The sequence below is a fragment of the Pseudomonas sp. LBUM1652 genome, from assembly GCF_059716105.1.
Genome location: NZ_CP166804.1, coordinates 5626169 through 5647793, shown reverse-complemented (window position 1 = coordinate 5647793; position 21625 = coordinate 5626169). Strand labels below are relative to the sequence as shown.

General features: G+C 56.7%; 31 protein-coding genes. 24 read left to right on the top strand and 7 right to left on the bottom strand.

The genetic code is table 11. The features are described from left to right. Positions 1-5 precede the first annotated feature (5 nt). The 22 genes from rplP (at position 6) to bfr (ending at position 11891) form a co-directional block, all read left to right on the top strand. Complete coding sequence (gene rplP / locus ACA069_RS25540) at positions 6-419, top strand: 50S ribosomal protein L16 (protein ID WP_003232424.1); 414 nt, start codon at positions 6-8, stop codon at positions 417-419. Beyond that, complete coding sequence (rpmC, locus tag ACA069_RS25535; protein ID WP_002555481.1) at positions 419-610, top strand: 50S ribosomal protein L29; 192 nt, start codon at positions 419-421, stop codon at positions 608-610. Before rplP ends, rpmC begins: the two co-directional genes overlap by 1 nt. Positions 611-612: 2 nt before the next feature. Further along, positions 613-879 carry a 30S ribosomal protein S17 gene (gene rpsQ / locus ACA069_RS25530; RefSeq protein ID WP_003194644.1) on the top strand — a complete coding sequence of 89 codons (267 nt, stop codon included), beginning with the start codon at positions 613-615 and terminating at the stop codon, positions 877-879. A gap of 23 nt (positions 880-902) precedes the next feature. Continuing rightward, positions 903-1271, top strand: coding sequence for a 50S ribosomal protein L14 (rplN, locus tag ACA069_RS25525; protein ID WP_002555479.1), 369 nt, complete (start codon positions 903-905; stop codon positions 1269-1271). An 11-nt stretch (positions 1272-1282) separates the two neighbouring features. Beyond that, positions 1283-1597 (top strand): 50S ribosomal protein L24, encoded by a 315-nt coding sequence (gene rplX, locus ACA069_RS25520; RefSeq protein ID WP_003186046.1) that lies wholly within the window; start codon positions 1283-1285, stop codon positions 1595-1597. A 20-nt stretch (positions 1598-1617) separates the two neighbouring features. Beyond that, positions 1618-2157 carry a 50S ribosomal protein L5 gene (gene rplE, locus ACA069_RS25515; protein ID WP_003210069.1) on the top strand — a complete coding sequence of 180 codons (540 nt, stop codon included), beginning with the start codon at positions 1618-1620 and terminating at the stop codon, positions 2155-2157. A gap of 13 nt (positions 2158-2170) precedes the next feature. Then, positions 2171-2476 carry a 30S ribosomal protein S14 gene (rpsN, locus tag ACA069_RS25510; RefSeq protein WP_003228726.1) on the top strand — a complete coding sequence of 102 codons (306 nt, stop codon included), beginning with the start codon at positions 2171-2173 and terminating at the stop codon, positions 2474-2476. A 209-nt stretch (positions 2477-2685) separates the two neighbouring features. Continuing rightward, complete coding sequence (gene rpsH, locus ACA069_RS25505; protein WP_007966178.1) at positions 2686-3078, top strand: 30S ribosomal protein S8; 393 nt, start codon at positions 2686-2688, stop codon at positions 3076-3078. A gap of 12 nt (positions 3079-3090) precedes the next feature. Further along, positions 3091-3624, top strand: a complete 534-nt coding sequence (gene rplF / locus ACA069_RS25500; protein ID WP_003228722.1) for a 50S ribosomal protein L6 — start codon at positions 3091-3093, stop codon at positions 3622-3624. A gap of 10 nt (positions 3625-3634) precedes the next feature. Further along, the gene (rplR, locus tag ACA069_RS25495; RefSeq protein ID WP_003186037.1) at positions 3635-3985 is read left to right on the top strand and encodes a 50S ribosomal protein L18; all 351 of its coding nucleotides are present in this window, start codon (positions 3635-3637) and stop codon (positions 3983-3985) included. A 3-nt stretch (positions 3986-3988) separates the two neighbouring features. Further along, positions 3989-4489: a 30S ribosomal protein S5 gene (gene rpsE / locus ACA069_RS25490; protein ID WP_003176409.1), complete on the top strand. Its 501-nt coding sequence runs from the start codon at positions 3989-3991 to the stop codon at positions 4487-4489. A gap of 2 nt (positions 4490-4491) precedes the next feature. Continuing rightward, positions 4492-4668: a 50S ribosomal protein L30 gene (gene rpmD / locus ACA069_RS25485; RefSeq protein ID WP_003176408.1), complete on the top strand. Its 177-nt coding sequence runs from the start codon at positions 4492-4494 to the stop codon at positions 4666-4668. 3 nt (positions 4669-4671) lie between these two features. Beyond that, a complete protein-coding gene (gene rplO, locus ACA069_RS25480) occupies positions 4672-5109 on the top strand; it encodes a 50S ribosomal protein L15 (protein ID WP_003228720.1) in 438 nt (145 codons plus the stop codon). After that, positions 5110-6438, top strand: a complete 1329-nt coding sequence (gene secY, locus ACA069_RS25475) for a preprotein translocase subunit SecY (protein WP_150595170.1) — start codon at positions 5110-5112, stop codon at positions 6436-6438. 27 nt (positions 6439-6465) lie between these two features. After that, positions 6466-6582 (top strand): 50S ribosomal protein L36, encoded by a 117-nt coding sequence (gene rpmJ, locus ACA069_RS25470; protein WP_002555468.1) that lies wholly within the window; start codon positions 6466-6468, stop codon positions 6580-6582. A 130-nt stretch (positions 6583-6712) separates the two neighbouring features. Further along, entirely contained in the window at positions 6713-7069 is a 357-nt protein-coding gene (gene rpsM, locus ACA069_RS25465; RefSeq protein WP_003186020.1) for a 30S ribosomal protein S13, read from the top strand. Positions 7070-7099: 30 nt separating this feature from the next. Beyond that, positions 7100-7489: a 30S ribosomal protein S11 gene (rpsK, locus tag ACA069_RS25460; protein ID WP_002555466.1), complete on the top strand. Its 390-nt coding sequence runs from the start codon at positions 7100-7102 to the stop codon at positions 7487-7489. Positions 7490-7507: 18 nt separating this feature from the next. Continuing rightward, positions 7508-8128: a 30S ribosomal protein S4 gene (gene rpsD, locus ACA069_RS25455; protein ID WP_003176404.1), complete on the top strand. Its 621-nt coding sequence runs from the start codon at positions 7508-7510 to the stop codon at positions 8126-8128. Positions 8129-8150: 22 nt separating this feature from the next. Beyond that, positions 8151-9152 carry a DNA-directed RNA polymerase subunit alpha gene (locus ACA069_RS25450; protein ID WP_003186012.1) on the top strand — a complete coding sequence of 334 codons (1002 nt, stop codon included), beginning with the start codon at positions 8151-8153 and terminating at the stop codon, positions 9150-9152. 42 nt (positions 9153-9194) lie between these two features. Then, positions 9195-9581, top strand: coding sequence for a 50S ribosomal protein L17 (gene rplQ, locus ACA069_RS25445; protein ID WP_003176402.1), 387 nt, complete (start codon positions 9195-9197; stop codon positions 9579-9581). A gap of 240 nt (positions 9582-9821) precedes the next feature. After that, positions 9822-11276 carry a catalase gene (locus tag ACA069_RS25440; protein WP_497615452.1) on the top strand — a complete coding sequence of 485 codons (1455 nt, stop codon included), beginning with the start codon at positions 9822-9824 and terminating at the stop codon, positions 11274-11276. A gap of 150 nt (positions 11277-11426) precedes the next feature. Further along, positions 11427-11891, top strand: a complete 465-nt coding sequence (bfr, locus tag ACA069_RS25435; RefSeq protein WP_401270205.1) for a bacterioferritin — start codon at positions 11427-11429, stop codon at positions 11889-11891. A 64-nt stretch (positions 11892-11955) separates the two neighbouring features. On the opposite strand, the gene uvrA is transcribed toward bfr, so the two are convergent. Continuing rightward, positions 11956-14790 (bottom strand): excinuclease ABC subunit UvrA, encoded by a 2835-nt coding sequence (gene uvrA / locus ACA069_RS25430; RefSeq protein ID WP_187679965.1) that lies wholly within the window; start codon positions 14788-14790, stop codon positions 11956-11958. Positions 14791-14981: 191 nt separating this feature from the next. Between uvrA and ACA069_RS25425 the strand changes: the two genes are divergently transcribed. Further along, a complete protein-coding gene (locus tag ACA069_RS25425) occupies positions 14982-16379 on the top strand; it encodes an MFS transporter (protein ID WP_497615451.1) in 1398 nt (465 codons plus the stop codon). 9 nt (positions 16380-16388) lie between these two features. Beyond that, entirely contained in the window at positions 16389-16913 is a 525-nt protein-coding gene (locus tag ACA069_RS25420; protein WP_008081898.1) for a single-stranded DNA-binding protein, read from the top strand. A 90-nt stretch (positions 16914-17003) separates the two neighbouring features. Here ACA069_RS25420 and ACA069_RS25415 read toward each other — a convergent pair whose 3' ends face one another. From ACA069_RS25415 to ACA069_RS25390, 6 genes are all read right to left on the bottom strand, one after another. Next, positions 17004-18161 carry a glutathionylspermidine synthase family protein gene (locus ACA069_RS25415; protein WP_497615450.1) on the bottom strand — a complete coding sequence of 386 codons (1158 nt, stop codon included), beginning with the start codon at positions 18159-18161 and terminating at the stop codon, positions 17004-17006. Between the two features lie 2 nt (positions 18162-18163). Then, a complete protein-coding gene (locus ACA069_RS25410; RefSeq protein WP_497615449.1) occupies positions 18164-18859 on the bottom strand; it encodes a DUF1190 domain-containing protein in 696 nt (231 codons plus the stop codon). Between the two features lie 17 nt (positions 18860-18876). Then, positions 18877-19302: a DUF350 domain-containing protein gene (locus ACA069_RS25405; RefSeq protein WP_489879884.1), complete on the bottom strand. Its 426-nt coding sequence runs from the start codon at positions 19300-19302 to the stop codon at positions 18877-18879. A gap of 15 nt (positions 19303-19317) precedes the next feature. Further along, entirely contained in the window at positions 19318-19968 is a 651-nt protein-coding gene (locus ACA069_RS25400) for a DUF2491 family protein (RefSeq protein WP_305440064.1), read from the bottom strand. Between the two features lie 204 nt (positions 19969-20172). Then, positions 20173-20871 carry a PspA/IM30 family protein gene (locus ACA069_RS25395; RefSeq protein ID WP_401270218.1) on the bottom strand — a complete coding sequence of 233 codons (699 nt, stop codon included), beginning with the start codon at positions 20869-20871 and terminating at the stop codon, positions 20173-20175. A 17-nt stretch (positions 20872-20888) separates the two neighbouring features. Further along, a complete protein-coding gene (locus tag ACA069_RS25390) occupies positions 20889-21557 on the bottom strand; it encodes a YjfI family protein (RefSeq protein WP_187678756.1) in 669 nt (222 codons plus the stop codon). Positions 21558-21625 lie beyond the last annotated feature (68 nt).

The window sequence follows — 21625 nt, the reverse complement described above, 5'->3', positions numbered from 1 at the left end:
GCCAAATGTTGCAACCTAAGCGTACGAAGTTCCGCAAGCAGATGACAGGCCACAACCGTGGTCTGGCTCAGCGCGGTAGCAAAGTCAGCTTCGGCGAGTTCGCGCTGAAGTCTGTAGCTCGTGGTCGTCTCACCGCTCGTCAGATCGAGTCAGCGCGTCGTGCTCTGACCCGTCACGTTAAACGTGGCGGCAAGATCTGGATCCGTGTATTCCCGGACAAGCCGATCTCCAAAAAGCCCCTCGAAGTTCGTATGGGTAAAGGTAAGGGTAACGTGGAATACTGGGTTGCCCAGATTCAGCCAGGCAAAGTCCTGTATGAAATCGAGGGTGTAACTGAAGAGCTGGCGCGTGAGGCTTTTGCCCTGGCTGCTGCAAAGCTGCCGCTCGCCACCGCCTTTGTTAAACGGACGGTGATGTGATGAAAGCGAATGAACTTCGTGAAAAATCCGCACAGCAGCTGAACGAGCAACTGCTCGGCTTGCTGCGCGACCAGTTCAATCTGCGTATGCAGAAAGCAACTGGCCAGTTGGGGCAGTCTCATCTGCTCTCGCAAGTTAAGCGTGACATCGCTCGCGTGAAGACTGTGCTTAACCAGCAGGCAGGTAAGTGATCATGGCTGAAGCCGAAAAAACTGTCCGTACGCTGACTGGCCGTGTTGTCAGCGACAAGATGGACAAAACCATCACCGTTCTGATCGAGCGTCGCGTTAAGCACCCGATCTACGGTAAATACGTTAAGCGTTCGACTAAGCTGCACGCGCACGACGAAACCAATCAGTGCCACATCGGCGACAAAGTCACTATTCGTGAAACTCGTCCGATGGCCAAGACCAAGTCTTGGGCGCTGGTTGATGTTCTCGAACGCGCTGTGGAAGTCTAAGGACTAGGGGTCGGAGAAATTATATGATTCAGACTCAATCCATGCTCGATGTGGCCGATAACAGCGGCGCTCGCCGTGTTATGTGCATCAAGGTGCTGGGTGGCTCCCATCGTCGTTACGCTGGTATCGGTGACATCATCAAAGTTACCGTGAAGGAAGCAATTCCTCGCGGTAAAGTGAAAAAAGGCCAAGTGATGACTGCTGTTGTAGTCCGCACTCGTCACGGCGTACGTCGTGCTGATGGCTCCATTATCCGCTTTGATGGCAACGCTGCTGTTCTTCTGAACAACAAGCAAGAGCCGATCGGCACCCGTATCTTTGGGCCAGTGACCCGTGAACTTCGTACTGAGAAGTTCATGAAGATCGTCTCGCTCGCCCCAGAAGTGCTGTAAGGAGATCCGACATGCAAAAGATTCGTCGTGACGACGAGATCATCGTGATCGCCGGCAAAGACAAAGGTAAGCGCGGTAAGGTGCTGAAGGTTCTTGCTGACAACCGTCTGGTTGTTGGTGGTCTGAACCTGGTCAAGCGTCATACCAAGCCTAACCCGATGTCGGGCGTACAAGGCGGTATCGTCGAGAAAGAAGCGCCACTGCACGCTTCTAACGTAGCCATCTTCAATGGCGAAACCAACAAGGCTGACCGCGTTGGTTTCAAAGTAGAAGACGGTAAAAAAATTCGTGTCTTCAAGTCGACCCAAAAAGCGGTTGATGCTTGAACACTGCTAGGTAGAAGACCATGGCACGACTAAAAGAGATTTACCGGAAGGAAATCGCTCCGAAACTTAAGGAAGAACTTAAGCTTTCGAACGTGATGGAAGTTCCGCGCGTTACAAAGATCACCCTGAACATGGGTCTGGGCGAAGCGATCGGCGACAAAAAAGTCATCGAGCACGCTGTTGCTGACCTGGAAAAGATCACCGGCCAGAAAGTCGTTGTGACCTACGCTCGTAAATCCATCGCTGGCTTCAAAGTCCGCGAAGGATGGCCGATCGGCGTCAAGGTGACTCTGCGCCGTGAGCGTATGTACGAGTTCCTGGATCGTCTGCTGTCGATCTCCCTGCCTCGGGTTCGCGACTTCCGCGGCCTGAATGCCAAGTCCTTCGATGGTCGTGGTAACTACAGCATGGGCGTGAAAGAGCAGATCATTTTCCCGGAAATCGACTACGACAAGATCGATGCTCTCCGCGGTCTGGACATTACCCTGACCACCACTGCCAAGAACGATGATGAAGGCCGCGCTCTGCTGCGTGCTTTCAAATTCCCGTTCCGCAACTGATTGGAGTAGGAAAATGGCCAAGAAGAGCATGAAAAACCGTGAGCTGAAGCGTCAGCTCACCGTTGCCAAGTACGCCACCAAGCGTGCAGCGCTGAAAGCTATCATCGTTGATCTGAACGCAAGTCCAGAAGCGCGCTGGGAAGCTACCGTAGCTCTGCAGAAGCAACCACGTGACGCAAGCGCTTCGCGCATGCGTAATCGTTGCCGCCTGACTGGTCGTCCGCACGGCGTTTACCGCAAGTTCGGCCTTGGCCGTAACAAGCTGCGTGAAGCTGCAATGCGTGGTGACGTTCCAGGTCTGGTTAAAGCCAGCTGGTAATCGTTGTCAAAGCCTTGATGGTCGGGTTTGCAAGAACCTGACCATCGGTGGCCTTGAATGTGAATCAAGCCCCTTTTGGGGCTTGATTCATTTCTGGGGTGTGTCTAGAATGACCGGCTCGCCTGAGCCCGTGTTGTTCATGCCCGGAAGTTCTCGGCGACAAGTAGTAGCCGCAAGGCTAATTTTTCTGTTTTAGGAGCGTCTAGCCCATGAGTATGCAGGACCCGTTAGCGGACATGCTAACTCGAATCCGTAATGCCCAGATGGCTGAAAAGTCTGTCGTAAGCATGCCGTCTTCCACGCTGAAGGTGGCTGTAGCAAAAGTCCTGAAGGACGAAGGTTACATCGCGGATTTTCAGATCACCACCGACGCTAAGCCGTCGTTGTCCATCTCGCTGAAGTACTTCGAAGGCCGTCCGGTTATCGAAGAAGTGAAGCGCGTTAGTCGTCCAGGCCTGCGTCAGTACAAGTCCGTTGAAGATCTGCCGAAAGTTCGTGGCGGTCTTGGCGTGTCTATCGTCTCCACCAACAAAGGTGTGATGACGGATCGTGCTGCGCGCGCTGCCGGTGTCGGCGGCGAAGTTCTTTGCACTGTGTTCTAAGGGGGGATAAGCATGTCTCGCGTCGCTAAGAACCCCGTTAAGCTGCCAGCCGGTGTCGAAGTAAAATTCGCAGGCCAACAGCTTTCGGTGAAGGGTGCCAAGGGCACTCTTGAACTGAACATCCATTCGTCCGTTGAGATCGTTGAAGAAGCTGGTGAGCTGCGTTTTGCTGCTCGCAATGGCGATCAACAGACTCGCGCAATGGCCGGTACCACGCGTGCGTTGGTAAACAACATGGTCCAAGGCGTAAGCCAAGGCTTCGAGCGCAAGCTCCAGCTGGTCGGTGTTGGTTACAAAGCGCAAGCAAAAGGTCAGGTTTTGAACCTGGCTCTTGGCTTCTCGCACCCAGTGGATTACGAACTGCCGGAAGGCATCACCGCTGAGACTCCTAGCCAGACCGATATCCTGATCAAGGGCATCGACAAGCAGCTGGTAGGTCAAGTGGCCGCCGAGATCCGCGACTTCCGTCCACCAGAGCCGTACAAAGGCAAAGGTGTGCGCTACGCGGACGAAGTCGTCCGTCGTAAAGAAGCCAAGAAGAAGTAGGGCATAGCAAATGACCGACAAAAAAGTTACTCGACTGCGTCGCGCTCGCAAAGCACGCCTGAAAATGCACGAACTCGAAGTCGTGCGTCTCTGCGTGTTCCGCTCTTCGCAGCACATCTACGCCCAGGTCATCTCGGCCGACGGCAACAAAGTCCTGGCAAGCGCCTCGACTTTGGATAAAGAACTGCGTGATGGTGCCACTGGCAACATCGACGCGGCCACAAAGGTTGGCCAGCTGGTCGCTACGCGTGCTAAGGCCGCTGGCGTCTCGCAAGTGGCTTTCGACCGCTCTGGCTTCAAGTACCACGGCCGCGTTAAAGCGCTGGCTGATGCTGCTCGTGAAGCTGGGCTGGAGTTCTAAGTTATGTCAAATAACGACCAAAAGCGCGACGAAGGCTACATTGAGAAGCTGGTTCAAGTTAACCGCGTAGCCAAAACCGTTAAAGGCGGCCGTATCTTCACTTTCACCGCGTTGACCGTGGTTGGTGATGGTAAAGGGCGTGTTGGCTTCGGCCGTGGCAAGTCGCGTGAAGTGCCTGCTGCGATCCAGAAGGCAATGGAAGCTGCTCGCCGCAACATGATTCAAGTTGACCTGAATGGCACAACTCTGCAGTACGCAATGAAGTCTGCTCACGGCGCTTCGAAGGTGTACATGCAGCCTGCTTCTGAAGGTACCGGTATCATCGCTGGCGGCGCTATGCGTGCTGTCCTCGAAGTTGCTGGCGTTCAGAACGTTCTGGCCAAGTGCTACGGCTCGACTAACCCGGTAAACGTGGTTCACGCCACTTTCAAGGGTCTGAAAGCCATGCAATCTCCTGAGTCCATCGCTGCAAAGCGTGGTCTGACTGTCAAGGAGATCTTCTGATCATGGCTACCGTTAAAGTAACGCTGATCAAAAGCATGACCGGCCGCATCCCTAACCACAAATTGTGCGTTAAGGGTCTGGGTCTGCGTCGCATCGGTCACACTGTAGAAGTCCAGGATACTCCCGAGAATCGCGGGATGATCAACAAGGCTTACTACATGCTGCGTGTCGAGGGTTAATCGATGAAACTCAATGATCTGAGTCCAGCGCCGGGTTCCCGTCGCGAAAAGCATCGTCCGGGCCGTGGTATCGGTAGCGGTTTGGGTAAGACTGGTGGCCGTGGCCACAAAGGTCAGACCTCCCGCTCCGGTGGCACCATTGCTCCAGGCTTTGAAGGCGGTCAACAGCCGCTGCATCGTCGCCTGCCGAAGTTCGGTTTCGTTTCCCTGAAAGCCATGGACCGCGCAGAAGTGCGTTTGTCCGAGCTGGCTAAAGTGGAAGGCGACATCGTCACCGTGCAGTCCCTGAAAGATGCCAACGTGATCAACGTCAACGTACAGCGTGTGAAAATCATGCTGTCCGGTGAAGTGACTCGCGCTGTCACTATCGGCAAGGGAATCGGCGCCACCAAAGGTGCGCGTGCGGCTATCGAAGCAGCTGGCGGCAAGTTCGAGGAATAAATGGCTAAGCAAGGTGCTCTCTCTGCGCTCGGCAAAGGCGGTATGTCTGAACTCTGGGCTCGTCTGCGTTTTCTGTTCCTGGCGATTATCGTCTACCGAATAGGCGCACACATCCCGGTTCCAGGTATCAACCCGGACCGACTCGCAGAACTGTTTCGACAGAATGAGGGGACCATTCTTAGCTTGTTCAACATGTTCTCCGGCGGCGCGCTGGAACGGATGAGCATCTTTGCACTGGGGATCATGCCGTACATTTCGGCATCGATCATCATGCAACTGATGACAGCCGTCAGCCCGCAGCTGGAACAGTTGAAGAAGGAAGGTGAAGCTGGGCGTCGCAAGATTGCTCAGTACACCCGCTACGGCACTGTCGTTCTCGCTCTCGTTCAGGCAATTGGCATGTCCATTGGTCTGGCGGGGCAGGGCGTATCGTTCACTGGTGACTTTGGCTTCCATTTCGTCGCGGTATCCACTTTTGTGGCTGGTGCGATGTTTATGATGTGGCTGGGTGAGCAGATTACTGAGCGTGGTGTTGGCAACGGTATCTCGATGTTGATTTTCGCAGGTATCGTCGCCGGTCTTCCGAGAGCGATCGGGCAGTCTTTCGAGTCTGCGCGTCAGGGTGATATCAACATTTTTGCCCTGGTTGCGATCGGTTTGCTGGCAGTAGCGATTATCGGTTTTGTGGTGTTCATTGAGCGTGGTCAGCGTCGTATTGCTGTTCACTACGCCAAGCGTCAGCAGGGCCGCAAGGTCTTTGCTGCGCAGACTAGCCACTTGCCGCTGAAGGTGAACATGGCCGGTGTTATTCCGGCTATTTTCGCGAGCAGCATTTTGCTGTTCCCGGCTTCGTTGGGTACCTGGTTCGGTCAGTCTGAAGGTATGGGCTGGTTGCAGGACATCTCGCAGTCGATCGCTCCTGGTCAGCCGTTGAATATTCTGCTGTTTAGTGCAGGGATTATTTTCTTCTGCTTCTTCTATACGGCGTTGATGTTCAATCCGAAAGACGTAGCGGAAAACCTGAAGAAGTCCGGTGCCTTTATTCCGGGCATCCGTCCAGGCGAGCAGTCGGCGCGCTACATTGATGGCGTTCTGACCCGTTTGACCCTGTTCGGTGCTCTATATATGACGGCCGTATGTCTGTTGCCCCAGTTCCTGGTGGTTGCGGCAAACGTTCCGTTCTACCTTGGCGGGACCTCGTTGCTGATCGTGGTCGTGGTTGTGATGGACTTCATGTCCCAAGTACAATCGCACCTCGTTTCGCACCAGTACGAATCCCTGATGAAGAAAGCCAACCTGAAGGGTTACGGCAGCGGCATGTTGCGCTGAGTACCCATAAGGTTCGAGGAGTTGGTGATGAAAGTTCGTGCATCGGTGAAAAAGCTGTGCCGTAACTGCAAGATTATTCGCCGCGAAGGTGTTGTTCGAGTAATTTGCAGCGCGGAACCGCGTCACAAACAGCGCCAAGGCTGAGTGTGATTGTGCTTCAAGCCCGGTAGCTAGTGCGCTACCGGGTTGATTATTTGTTATTACAGCGATATTATCTCGCGCCCTATTTCTTGGCTTCCGGGGCGTAGGTAGCTGTCAATTGGAGTCCCACTGAATGGCCCGTATTGCAGGCGTTAACATTCCAGATAACAAGCATACTGTTATCTCGCTGACCTACATCTATGGTGTTGGTCGCACTACTGCGCAGAAGATCTGTGCAGTGACTGGGGTAAACCCAGCAGCAAAGATCAAAGATCTGAGCGACGAGCAAATTGAACAGCTGCGTGGCGAAGTGGCGAAGTTCACCACTGAAGGTGACCTGCGTCGCGAAATCAACATGAAAATCAAGCGCTTGATGGACCTCGGTTGCTATCGCGGTCTGCGTCATCGTCGCGGTCTTCCAGTGCGCGGTCAGCGTACCAAGACCAACGCGCGTACCCGTAAAGGTCCGCGTAAGCCGATCCGCAAGTAATCGCCCCAGCGAATCGACAGGAATTTAATCATGGCAAAACCTGCTGCTCGTCCTCGTAAAAAAGTTAAAAAGACAGTGGTTGATGGCATCGCCCACATCCATGCATCTTTTAACAACACCATCGTGACCATTACCGACCGTCAAGGTAACGCTCTTTCCTGGGCTACCTCCGGTGGTTCGGGTTTCCGCGGTTCCCGCAAGTCCACCCCGTTTGCTGCTCAAGTAGCTGCTGAACGTGCTGGTCAAGCTGCGCTGGAATATGGCCTGAAAAACCTCGACGTTAATGTCAAAGGTCCAGGTCCAGGTCGTGAATCCGCAGTCCGCGCTTTGAACGGCTGTGGCTACAAGATCGCCAGCATCACCGACGTGACGCCAATCCCGCACAACGGGTGCCGTCCGCCGAAGAAGCGCCGCGTGTAATCCAGGAGATTGTAAAGAATGGCTCGTTACATTGGTCCAAAATGCAAACTCGCTCGTCGCGAAGGCACCGATCTCTTTCTGAAGAGCGGCGTGCGCGCGATCGAATCGAAGTGCAACATTGAAGCAGCACCTGGTATCCACGGCCAACGCCGCGGTCGCCAGTCCGACTACGGCACCCAACTGCGTGAAAAGCAGAAGGTCCGTCGTATCTACGGCGTTCTCGAGCGTCAGTTCAGCGGCTACTACAAAGAAGCTGCTGGCAAGAAAGGTGCAACCGGTGAAAACCTGCTGCAACTGCTCGAATGCCGTCTGGACAACGTTGTATACCGTATGGGCTTTGGTTCGACTCGTGCCGAATCCCGCCAGCTGGTATCGCACAAGTCGATCAGCGTTAACGGTCAGACCGTAAACGTTCCGTCGTATCAGGTTCGTGCTGGTGACGTGGTTGCAGTTCGCGAGAAAGCAAAAAACCAACTTCGCATTGTCCAAGCTCTCGATCTGTGTGCCCAACGTGGCCGCGTAGAATGGGTAGAAGTAGACACTGAGAAGAAGTCGGGCGTTTTCAAGAACGTTCCTGCTCGCAGTGATCTGTCCGCCGACATCAACGAAAGCCTGATTGTCGAGCTCTACTCCAAGTAAGGGCTAGAAAATAGGTGCATCCATGCAGATTTCGGTAAATGAGTTCCTGACACCCCGCCATATTGATGTGCAGGTTGTCAGTCCAACCCGCGCCAAGATCACTCTCGAGCCTCTCGAGCGTGGTTTTGGCCACACCCTGGGCAACGCGCTGCGACGCATCCTGTTGTCCTCAATGCCCGGCTGCGCAGTAGTCGAGGCCGAGATTGACGGTGTGCTCCACGAGTACAGCGCCATCGAAGGTGTACAGGAAGACGTAATTGAAATCCTGTTGAACCTTAAAGGTCTGGCCATCAAGCTGCACGGTCGTGACGAAGTTACGCTGACCTTGTCGAAGAAGGGTTCGGGGGTGGTTACCGCTGCCGATATTCAGCTGGATCATGATGTCGAGATCGTTAATCCCGATCACGTAATCGCTAACCTGGCGTCTAACGGCGCCCTGAACATGAAGCTCACCGTAGCTCGTGGTCGTGGTTATGAACCAGCCGACTCGCGTCAGAGCGATGAAGATGAAAGCCGCAGCATCGGTCGCTTGCAGCTTGACTCTTCGTTCAGCCCGGTTCGCCGTATTGCATACGTGGTGGAAAACGCCCGTGTCGAGCAGCGTACCAACCTGGACAAGCTGGTTATTGATCTGGAAACCAACGGTACTCTGGATCCTGAAGAGGCTATCCGCCGCGCTGCAACCATTCTGCAACAGCAGTTGGCTGCGTTCGTCGACCTCAAGGGTGACAGTGAGCCAGTGGTTGTCGAGCAGGAAGACGAGATCGATCCGATCCTGCTTCGCCCGGTTGACGATCTGGAACTGACTGTACGTTCGGCTAACTGCCTTAAGGCGGAAAACATCTACTACATCGGCGACCTGATTCAGCGTACCGAAGTAGAGCTGTTGAAGACTCCGAACCTGGGCAAGAAATCCTTGACTGAAATCAAGGACGTTCTGGCCTCCCGCGGTCTGTCCCTCGGCATGCGCCTCGACAACTGGCCGCCTGCAAGTCTTAAGAAGGACGACAAGGCGACTGCCTGATCGTCGTAATCACCGAACGTAGTGTTTGGTAAGGAATGAACCATGCGTCATCGTAAAAGTGGTCGTCACCTGAGCCGCACCAGCTCGCACCGCAAGGCCATGTTCCAAAACATGGCGGTGTCGCTGTTCGAGCACGAGCTGATCAAAACTACTCTGCCAAAAGCCAAAGAACTGCGTCGCGTTGCTGAGCCGCTGATCACTCTGGCCAAGACAGACAGCCTGGCTAACCGCCGTCTGGCTTTCGACCGTACTCGTTCGAAAGCTATCGTTGGTAAGCTCTTCAACGACCTGGGCAAGCGTTACGCTACCCGTGAGGGTGGCTACCTGCGCATCCTCAAGTGCGGTTTCCGCGCTGGCGACAACGCGCCTATGGCGTACGTCGAGTTGGTTGATCGTGCTACTGCCGGCGAAGCTGTATCCGCCGAGTAAGACGTCAGTCTGAAACGAAGAACCGGGCCTAGTGCCCGGTTTTTTGTGCCCGCAAGAAAATGCGCTGTTCGTACAAGCTTCCGACACAGTTCTGTTGGCACTATGTGCTGGTAAACATAATTAGTAATTATCTATCGATGTCTGCAAGTTAATGAATTTGTAGGTGTCACATTGATGATCAATAATTCACACCAAGCCGATTAGCCGGCAGTTCCAAGACTGACAGAGGAAGAAGTCCGTATGAGCCAGATCAAAACGCTTACGACCGCCAGTGGCGCACCTGTCGCTGATAACCAGAATTCTCGCTCTGCCGGCCCGCGTGGTCCGCTGCTGCTCGACGATTTTCACCTGATCGAGAAGCTTGCCCATTTCAACCGTGAAAACATTCCTGAGCGTCGCGTACACGCCAAAGGTTCGGGCGCCTACGGTACATTCACGGTCACTCGCGACATCACTGAGTACACCAGCGCCAAGCTGTTCGAATCTATCGGCAAGCAGACCCCAACCTTCCTGCGCTTCTCCACCGTGGGTGGCGAGCGTGGTTCGGCTGATACCGAGCGCGATCCGCGTGGCTTCGCGTTGAAGTTCTACACCGAGGAAGGTAACTGGGACATCGTCGGTAACAACACGCCTGTGTTCTTCATTCGCGATCCACTGAAGTTCCCAGACTTCATCCACACGCAAAAGCGCCTGCCGCAAAGCAACCTGAAAAGTGCGCAGATGATGTGGGATTTCTGGTCGCACTCCCCGGAAGCCTTGCACCAGGTCACCATCCTGTTCTCTGACCGCGGCATTCCTGACGGCTACCGCCACATGCATGGCTTCGGTAGCCACACCTATAGCCTGATCAGCGCCAAGGGCGAGCGTCACTGGGTGAAATGGCACTACAAGACTAAACAAGGGATCAAGAACCTTGCACCGGCAGATGCCGCGCGTTTGGCGGGCACCGACCCGGACTACGCCCAGCGCGATCTGTTCGAAGCGATCGAGCGCGGTGACTTCCCGAAGTGGCGCGTGTGCATTCAGATCATGACCGAATCCCAGGCTGCGGCGCATTACGAGAACCCTTTCGACGTGACCAAGACCTGGTCGCAGAAAGAGTTTCCACTGATTGAAGTCGGTGAGCTGGAACTGAACCGTAACCCGCTGAACTACTTCGCCGAAGTTGAACAAGCTGCATTCGGCCCGAGCAACATGGTGCCAGGCGTCGGTCTGTCGCCAGACCGCATGCTGCAAGGTCGCGTGTTCGCTTATGCCGATGCGCACCGCTACCGTATTGGCACCAATCACCAGCAATTGCCGGTGAATGCCCCGCGCAGCCCGGTAAACACTTACCAGCGCGACGGCTCGATGGCTTTCGGCAGCAACGGTGGAGCGGCGCCGAATTACGAGCCAAACAGCTACATCGAATCGCCAAAACAAGCTCCGCACTACGCTGAGCCTGCCTTGGCCCTGAGCGGCTCAGCTGATCGGTACGATCACCGTGAAGACACCGATTACTACAGCCACGCCGGTGCGCTGTTCCGCTTGATGAGCGATGACCAGAAAGCATTGTTGGTCAGCAACATTGCCGGTGCAATGGGTGGAGTTTCTCCTGACGTCGTCGACCGTCAGTTGCAGCACTTCTACAAGGCCGATCCAGCGTATGGAGAAGCAATCGCAAAGCTGCTCAGCGTACAGCTTAACGAAGTCTAAACGAGAAGCAGAACCGCCCGCATTAAGGGCGGTTTTTGCGTTATTTAGGCTGCTTTTCTCAGAATATCTTCGCTTTTATTGCGCGAAGTGGGTGACCTTGCAGTCAGCTTGGTTCAAACTACATACTTTCAAGCAGGGAGATGTAGGGCGATGCAAGGCCACCCAGACGTTATCGATTACCTCAACACGTTGCTGACCGGCGAACTGGCCGCGCGTGACCAATATTTTGTTCATTCGCGGATGTATGAGGACTGGGGGTTCACCAAGCTCTACGAGCGAATCAACCACGAAATGGAAGAAGAGGCCGGTCACGCTGATGCGTTGATGCGCCGGATTCTGATGCTTGAAGGTACGCCGCGCATGCGTCCGGATGATCTGGATGTCGGCACTACCGTGCCTTCGATGCTCGAAGCAGATCTGCGTCTTGAGTACAAAGTTCGCGCCGCGCTGTGCAAAGGCATCGAGTTGTGCGAGCAGCACGGTGACTACGTCAGTCGCGAGATCCTGCGGGTCCAGCTCAACGACACTGAAGAAGATCACACCTACTGGCTGGAAAAGCAGTTGGGCCTGATCAAGCTGATCGGTCTCGAGAACTACCTGCAATCTCACACCTGATTGCACTGATACAAAAAAGCCCCTGTCACTGATGAAGTGACAGGGGCTTTTTCATGCCTGGAGTTTAAGCCCGGTCGCGGATCAACAACGGCTTGAGGTAATGGCCGGTGTGAGATTGCTTCATCTCGGCCACTTGTTCCGGCGTGCCGGTTGCAATGATCTGCCCACCTTTGGAACCGCCTTCCGGTCCGAGATCAACCAGCCAGTCGGCCGTCTTGATCACGTCGAGGTTGTGTTCGATCACCACGACAGTGTTTCCGTGGTCGCGCAGGCGATGCAACACATCGAGCAGTTGCTGGATATCCGCGAAGTGCAGGCCGGTGGTCGGCTCATCGAGGATGTACAGCGTCTTGCCGGTATCGCGCTTGGACAGTTCACGAGACAGTTTGACCCGCTGCGCTTCACCGCCGGACAAGGTCGTCGCCGACTGTCCCAGCTTGATGTACGAAAGCCCTACATCCATCAACGTCTGCAGCTTGCGCGCCAGCGCCGGCACAGCGTCGAAGAACACCCGGGCTTCCTCGATGGTCATCTCGAGGGTTTCGTGGATGCTCTTGCCCTTATATTTGATCTCAAGGGTTTCGCGGTTGTAGCGCTTGCTCTTGCACACGTCGCACGGCACGTAGATATCCGGCAGGAAGTGCATTTCAACCTTGATCAGACCATCGCCCTGACACGCTTCGCAGCGACCACCCTTGACGTTGAAGGAGAAACGCCCCGGGCCGTAACCACGGGAGCGCGACTCGGGCACGCCGGCGAACAGTTCGCGGATCGGAGTGAACAGTCCGGTGTAGGTCGCGGGGTTGGAGCGCGGCGTGCGGCCGATCGGGCTCTGGTCGATATCGACGACTTTGTCGAGATGCTCCAGGCCTTTGATGCTGTCATGGGCCGCTGCTTCCAGCGTCGTGGCGCCGTTGAGTGCGGTGGCACTCAATGGGAACAGCGTGTTGTTGATCAGCGTCGACTTGCCCGAGCCGGACACGCCGGTTACGCACGTCAGCAAGCCGATCGGGATTTCCAGGTCGACGTTGCGCAGGTTGTTGCCCCGCGCGCCCTTGAGCGACAGGGTCAGCTTCTTGTTGCGCGGCGTACGCTTGGCTGGCACTTCGATCTTGACCCGCCCCGACAGGTATTTGCCGGTCAGGGAATCAGGGTGCGCCATGACTTCGGCTGGCGTACCTTCGGCAACGATCTGCCCGCCATGTACACCGGCGCCCGGGCCGATATCCACCACGTAGTCGGCCAGACGGATAGCGTCCTCGTCGTGCTCGACCACGATTACCGTGTTGCCGATGTCACGCAAATGCTTGAGCGTGCCAAGCAGTCGGTCGTTATCGCGCTGATGCAGACCAATTGACGGTTCATCGAGGATGTAGAGGACGCCAACAAGGCCGGCACCGATCTGACTCGCCAGGCGAATCCGCTGCGCCTCGCCTCCGGACAGGGTGTCGGCACTGCGATCCAGCGACAGATAATCGAGACCGACGTTAACGAGAAATTGCAGACGCTCGCGGATTTCCTTGAGGATCTTGTCGGCAATCTCGCCACGGCGACCGGTCATCTTCAGTTCACCGAAGTACACGCAGGCATCGCCGATCGGCAGGTTGGTCACCGCCGGTAATGTCTTTTCACCGACCCACACGTGCCGCGCTTCGCGACGCAGGCGGGTGCCACGGCAATCCGGGCACGACTGCGTGCTGAGGAATTTTGCCAGCTCTTCACGCACGCTCGCCGATTCGGTTTCGCGGTAACGGCGCTCCAGGTTCGGCACGATGCCTTCGAACGGGTGCGAACGTTTGACGATGTCGCCGCGGTCGTTGAGGTATTTGAAGTCGACGTTCTGCGAACCGCTGCCGTGCAGGATGAATTTCTGCTGATCGGCCGGCAGTTCGTTGAACGGCACTTCCAGACTGAAGCCGTAGTGCGAGGCCAGTGAGCCGAGCATCTGGAAATAATAGACGTTGCGCCTGTCCCATCCGCGAATGGCACCTTCGGCCAAGGTCAGGTCGCCATTGACCAACCGCTTGATGTCGAAGAACTGCTTCACTCCCAGACCGTCGCAGGTCGGGCAGGCGCCGGCAGGGTTGTTAAAGGAAAACAGCTTCGGCTCCAGCTCGCTGATCGCATGGCCGCAGATCGGGCAGGCGAAGCGCGCGGAGAAGATCATTTCTTCGCCAGGCTCGTCGTCCATCGGCGCCACGAGGGCGATGCCGTCGGCCAGTTTCAGCGCGGTCTCGAAGGATTCGGCCAGACGTTGCTGCAAATCGGCGCGAACCTTGAAGCGGTCGACGATCACATCAATCGAATGCTTCTTCTGTTTATCCAGTTTCGGCAGCTCGTCGAGTTCACAGATGCGGCCGTTGACCCGGGCGCGGACGAAGCCTTGAGCACGCAGTTCTTCAAAAACAGAAAGGTGTTCGCCTTTACGCTCGCGGATCACCGGTGCCAGCAGCATCAGTTTGCTGCCTTCCGGCTGGGCCAGCACCAGGTCGACCATCTGGCTGACGGTCTGCGCTTCCAGTGGAATGTCGTGATCCGGGCAGCGCGGCGTACCGACACGTGCATACAACAAACGCAGATAGTCGTAGATTTCGGTGATGGTGCCGACCGTGGATCGCGGGTTGTGCGAGGTCGACTTCTGTTCGATGGAGATCGCCGGCGACAGGCCTTCGATGGTGTCGACGTCGGGTTTTTCCATCATCGACAGGAACTGCCGGGCGTAGGCCGACAGGGATTCGACATAGCGGCGCTGACCTTCGGCGTACAGCGTGTCGAAAGCCAGGGACGACTTGCCGGATCCGGACAGGCCGGTGATGACGATCAGTTTGTCCCGTGGCAGGGTCAGGTCGATGTTCTTCAGGTTGTGGGTACGGGCCCCACGTATCAGGATCTTGTCCAAAGTGGCCTCGCTCGGCGGGCGTCGAAAACGTAGGAGTATACGGGCAAATACTGGATGGATGCACACTATCAAGCGAAGCGTTTTTTACCCTGCATGAAGAGTGTTTCATCTATACGCGTCATAGCGTCGCGATATACCCCGTCTTCCGATGGGACTGGTAGAATCGCCGCCGGTTCACACGAGGTTTTTCCATGCACGATCTCCACAGCGAACGCATGAGTGGCAGCGAGACCCGCGCGGCGAGCGGTCTGGCCCTGGTGTTCGCCTTCCGTATGCTTGGCATGTTCATGGTGTTGCCGGTACTGGCGACCTACGGCATGGATCTGGCGGGAGCGACTCCGGCCCTGATCGGTCTGGCAATCGGCGCTTACGGCCTGACTCAGGCGATTTTTCAGATTCCGTTCGGGGTCATTTCCGACCGCATTGGCCGTCGTCCGGTGATTTACCTGGGGCTGATCGTCTTTGCCCTCGGCAGCGTTTTGGCGTCTCAAGCCGATTCGATCTGGGGCGTGATTGCCGGTCGGATCCTGCAGGGCGCCGGGGCGATTTCCGCTGCGGTCATGGCATTGCTCTCCGACCTGACCCGCGAACAGCACCGTACCAAAGCCATGGCCATGATTGGCATGACCATCGGCCTTTCGTTCGCCGTGGCCATGGTAATCGGGCCTTTGTTGACCAGCGCTTTCGGCTTGTCCGGACTGTTCCTCGCCACAGGCGCGATGGCGCTGGTGGGCATCCTGATCATCATGTTCATGGTGCCGAAATCCACCGGGCCGTTGCAGCATCGTGAATCGGGCGTGGCGCGTCAGGCCTTGATGCCGACACTCAAGCATCCTGATCTGCTGCGACTCGATCTGGGCATCTTTGTGTTGCATGCGATGCTGATGTCGAGCTTCGTTGCTTTGCCCTTGGCGCTGGTGGAAAAAGCCGGGTTGCCCAAGGAGCAGCATTGGTGGGTCTACCTGACCGCGCTGCTGATTTCGTTCTTCGCCATGATCCCGTTCATCATCTACGGCGAGAAGAAACGCAAAATGAAACGAATTTTGCTCGGCGCCGTCATGACGCTGATGCTCACTGAGCTATTCTTCTGGCAGTTCGGTGACAGCTTGCGGGCTCTGGTGATCGGCACGGTGGTGTTCTTCACCGCGTTCAATCTGCTGGAGGCTTCATTGCCGTCGCTGATCAGCAAGGTTTCACCGGCGGGCGGGAAGGGCACGGCCATGGGCGTGTACTCCACCAGTCAGTTCCTCGGCTCTGCACTCGGCGGGATACTTGGCGGCTGGTTGTTTCAGCATGGCGGTCTGTCGGTTGTGTTCCTCGGATGTGCCGGTCTGGCTGCCATCTGGCTGGCCTTTGCTGTTACCATGCGCGAACCTCCCTACGTGACGAGCCTACGCTTGCCGTTGTCGCCCGAGGCGATCCGCGAAGCGGGTCTGGTCGAGCGCCTCAAGGCCCTCGTGGGGGTAACAGATGCAGTGATAGTTGCTGATGAAGCGGCTGTTTACATCAAACTGGACAAAGAATTAGTGGATCGCGACACCCTCGAACGCCTGGTGAACAACCCGGCCGGGGCTGCTTGCGAAGCCTAGGAGAACGTTATGGCCCGTGGGGTTAACAAAGTCATATTGGTCGGCACTTGCGGCCAGGATCCCGAAGTTCGCTACCTGCCTAACGGTAACGCCGTGACCAACCTGAGTCTGGCAACCAGCGAACAGTGGACCGACAAGCAAACCGGTCAGAAGGTCGAGAAGACCGAATGGCACCGTGTGTCGATGTTCGGCAAGGTTGCCGAGATCGCTGGCGAATACCTGCGTAAGGGTTCGCAGGTCTACATCGAAGGCAAGCTGCAGACCCGTGAGTGGGAAAAAGACGGTATCAAGCGTTACACCACCGAGATCGTGGTCGACATGCAAGGCACCATGCAACTGCTCGGCGGCCGTCCACAACAGGGCGACCAACAAGGCGGCGGCAACAACTACCAGCAGTCCGCTCCAGCTCCACGTCAGCAGGCTCCGCGCCCGCAGCAATCGGCTCCACAGCAGCGTTCGGCCCCGGCTCCACAGCAGGCCGCACCGCAACCGGCTCCGGATTTCGACAGCTTCGATGACGATATTCCGTTCTAAGCTGTATTAACGAAGAGTGATGCTGCATCCGCTCTGAAAAAAAAGGCCCGTCGTTCAACACGACGGGCCTTTTTTGTGGGCGATGGATCTTCAGTCGAGGATCAGGTGGGGCAAGAAGCGGCTGGAGTCTTTAGTGATAAGGCTGTTGTCCTCACGCACACCAATTCCCGCCGCCTGATCGCCGATTACCCAAGAACCGATCAGCGTGTAGCTGTCATCGAACTTCGGCAATGGCGCAAACTCCTGCAGGATAAATGGCGCATCGGTGTAGGGCCCGTCTTCTTTGACGATCAGACCTTCCGCCGTTTGCAGTTCGATGTTGGCGCCTTCCCGGGAAAAATACGGTTTGCGCACCCAGCCCTTGGGCACGGCGCTGGCCGGATTCGGGTCGAGATGCGCCGCGAGCAGATTCGGATGGCCCTTGTGCAGTTCCCACAGCAACGGCAACGCGCCTTTGTTCGACAGGATCGCCTTCCACGCCGGCTCGAAAAACTGCGTGTCGCACTCGGCAATCGCCGCGCCGAACGGTTCGTGGAAGATGAACTCCCAGGCGTGCAGCTTGAACAGGTGCGGGATCCAGCGATCCTGCAGATCGACGAAGCGTCCATCGGCGGTCAAACCAATGTCTTCAATGTCGATGTGGCGTGATTCGATGCCGACTTTTTCCGCGATCAGTCTCAGGTAGTCCGTGGTGCCCTTGTCTTCGACCGAGTCTTTCATCGACGCGAAGTAGAACGGACGCTTGAGCTGCAACTCGGCGAAAGCCTGATGCAGCTTGGTGTCGATGCTGTTGAACTGGTCGGCATGGCGCGGCAGCGTGCCGCGCTCGATGCATTGCTCCAGCCAGCCCCACTGGAACGCCGCCGCTTCGTAGAGGCTGGTCGGCGTGTCGTAGTTGAGCTCCAGCAGTTTCGCCGGGCCGTTGCCGCTGTAGGAAAAGTCCATACGCCCATACAGATGCGGATGACCTTCCAGCCAGGACGTGCGGATCATGTCGTAGTACGCAGCAGGAATGCTCAGGCGATCCAGCAGTTCTTCGCTGTGCACCACGCGGTCGACCAGGTCCATGCACATCTCGTGCAGTTCGGTGGTCGGGTCCTCGAGATCGTTTTCGATCTGCGCGAGCGTGAACTGGTAGTAAGCGCTTTCGTCCCAGTACGGCTCGTCGTCGATGGTGTGGAACATGAAGCCGAGGCTCTCGGCCGTGTGTTTCCAGTCGGGGCGCTCGGCGCAGAGGATCTTTTTCATCGTCAGCTGCTCGAGCGACCGGAACTGCTGCCCCAGCCACCCCAACCACTGCGGGCGCTGGACTGGCTGCCGAAGCCGCCACGGGAAGTCGACGAGGCGACGTTGACCGGTTTGCTTTTGCTGCTCTCGTAGTCGGGTTGGCTGCGAGGCGCCGATTCGATTTTGCGGTACTGCGTCGAGGTGTTGTAGGTCTGGCGCGTATCACGGTCGCGGTAAACCGTGCGGTTCTGGTTGTTGCTCATCGCATTGCCGATCAGCCATCCGGTCAACATGCCATTGCCGCCGCCCCCACCACCGGAGTAGTGCGAAGTGCTTTGGGCCGCGTTGCTGGATGTTGTGTCACCCGCTGGCATCTGCGCGTCGGCGATGGCATCGAGATTTTGCGCGGCTTCACCGGGCTGCGGCACTTTGAAGCCACCGAGTTTCGGCACGAAGCGGCCGTCGGAATTCTTCTGGCACCAATCAGCGGCGAAATCCGCGTCGCACTTGGCCTTGTCGTCATACGCCGGGGCGATACGCCGGTGTTCGGTCAAGGCCGCCACGTAGGCATTCGAGCAAACATCAGCGGCGACTTCGGCATCGACACACTGTTCCACGCTCTGGAGGTTGCGCGGCTGATCCACTGCCGCCGCTTCACCGGAAATGGCCATGGCCACCGACGCTGCGAGGGACAACTGAACGTATTTACTTCGTTTCATCTAAGGCTTCCTGCCGATCAGTTGGACGGCGTCATGCACGCAGCGTTGAGCATGCCGACGCTAATCGCTACGGCGGCGACGTAGATGCCAGCAGCGATTTCACCATTGGCGATGCGCTGCGAAGTACCTTTAAGCACCAGGGTCGTGCCAAGGAACGCCAGCAGTTGCACCACTGCGGCGATCACCGCCCAAACCACGAAGTCGACAACGTTGACCGAAAAGGCAATCACGTTACTGGCGGGAATGGCGAAACCGATGATTGCACCGGCCAGCGCAACGGCAGCGGCCGTGTTGCCGGAACGAATCAGCTCGAACTCTTTGTGCGGGGTGACGCGGGTGTAGACGAACTGAAACAGCATGAACAGCAGCACGGCGCCGATCAGGTAGACGACGAAACCGGTCAACGCGGTTTTGTTCAGGGAAACGGCCAGAACTTCCAGCATGAAAAACTTCCTTATTTAAATGGTGCTCAGGTCAGTCGTGTACAGCGAGATGCCCAGTGAGGTGCTCAGGCTGACGGTGCCTTCTTCGTCCTGCTCGACGGAAAACAGCAGCAGTTCGCGGCGATCGGTCAGGCCGGTTTCGCGTGCATAGAGCATCGAATGGTGTTCGATGGTGTAGCTCTCGTCCGGATTGACCACTTGTTCGGTCATTGGAACCAGCTCGGTCTGGCCCTGTTCGGTGCCCCATTCGCGGGTGTATTCGACACCTTCGTGGGTGTAGGTCGGCAAACCGATCTGACTGCTCGGGCCAGCGAGGCGCTGAAGTTCGGCGTCGCTGTTGACCGTCACGTAACCGATATAGTTGAACAGCGTGACCGATTCGACCTGGTCGTCGCCGGTGACGTGGATCTGTACCCAGAAATCCTCGTCGTTCATGTAATAGCGGTGCAGCTTGTTGGACTGGCCGAGGTCGACCCAGCCGGCGCTCCAGATCGCCTGATCGAAGGGCACACGCACCGAGGTCGAGCCATCAAGCAGCAGCGCCAGGGTCGTATCGAACCTGACACCTTTGCCTTGCGCCATCCCGAGTGGGCCGCTGGCAACGGTCGGCGTTGGCGCAGCGTTCTGCCAGTTGCTGGTGCCCAGCAAATCTTTAAACCATCCCATGGGTACGTTCCTTGAAGCGGGTGGAGGTGTTCGTCGGCAAAAAAACGTCGCTAGTGTACCGGGCTGCGCGGTGAACGAGCAGGCAAAATGCAAATGTTGTGGGTGCTGAAAACCATGTAGGAGCTGCCGAAGGCTGCGATCTTTTGATCTTGAATCCAGATCAAAAGATCGCAGCCTTCGGCAGCTCCTACACGGGGAACGGTGTTACTGAGTCGACTTCTGCTTCAGACGCTCAAGAATCGCATTGGCGCTGCCTTCGTTCGGCGTGATCCCGGCGTCGCGCAGTTTGCGGTCCAGGTCGTTGCCGGTCGAAGCATCGGCCAGTTCGTCCGCGGCGCTCAGCTCGGCAGCTCGTTGCTGCTGTTTGGCTTGCAGACGGTTCAGGGTGCCGACGGCGGTTTCCAGTTTGCCGTTGGCGCCGCCGCTGGCGATGGATGCGCTGACCTGGGCTTTCTGCACGCTGTCACGGGCCTTGGCCATGTCCACTTGCTGGCGCAGGCTCTTGATCCGGGCTTCGGCCTTGTTGATGTCTTTGCGCATGTTGTCGGCGTAGGTGCCGAATTCGTCGCTCAGCTTTTTCTCGGCGGTCAGGTCGTTGGTCAGTGTCGAAATCGCTTCGGCCACTTCCATCGCCAAGTCTTCACGGCCGGCATTCAGGGCCGAAACAGCTTTGGCTTCCAGGTCTTTGATCTTGGCGTCGTACTCGCTCACGCGGTCGGCGGCCAGTTTGTGCTTGGCCATGATGGTGACCAGTTCACGACGGGCGTTCGACAGGGCGGTGTCGGCGTCGCGGATTTCCTGGTCGAGGATACGCAGGGCCTGTTGGTCGACGATGCTTTCGCCGACTTCATTGGCGCCGCCGCGCAGTGCGGTGAACAACTTGCTCCAGATGGACTGAGTCATTGGATATTCCCTGTTGATTACTTGAAGAAGTGTTCGAAGGCTTCACTCGCGCGCTGCACGTTGTCGACCAGGGTTTTCACCTCGGTGACGACGTTGGTCAGGCTCGAGTCGGCGCTGAGGGCGCCAAACATGTTGTAAACGGTCTGCCCGTTCGGCATCGACTCAATACCGATCGACGACAGCGGGAACATTTCACGGCTGCGCAGCACGGCATCGTTGAAGGCGTGCACGTCGGTGATCGAATCGATGTCCACCAGCACGGTGTCGACGATGATCTGCTGACCGGCCAGGGCGATGTGAATCGGCAGACCGCCGAATTCGTTCATTTCCAGCTTGATGCTGGGTTCGGAGCTCTGGATCAGAGACAGTGTGATCTCCTGCGAAGCCACCTCGTCCAGTGCCTTGAGGGCGTTGAAGAGGCTATCGATGTTCCAGTTGTTGCCTGCGCTCATGTAATTCTCCGACATGAATGAGCCAGCCAGAATCGGTTGGCGTAGCTGTTGCTCCATTTGCTTGAGCAAGCTTCGGTTTTCCGGAAGCACCCAAGTTTCGTGTTTCACATAACCGGCAGCGGCCAGGCCCGCGCGCATCTGCTTCATATAAAAGCTCGACGGTTTTTTTGCGGACGGTTTCGAGCGCTCTCCCTTTGGACTTGCTGACGCTGAAGCAGGGGAGTGGCTTTTCATGGCAGTGACTCCGTTATGAACATCTCACGCGTGGGCCACACTACAACCAATTCAAAGTGCCATCAATG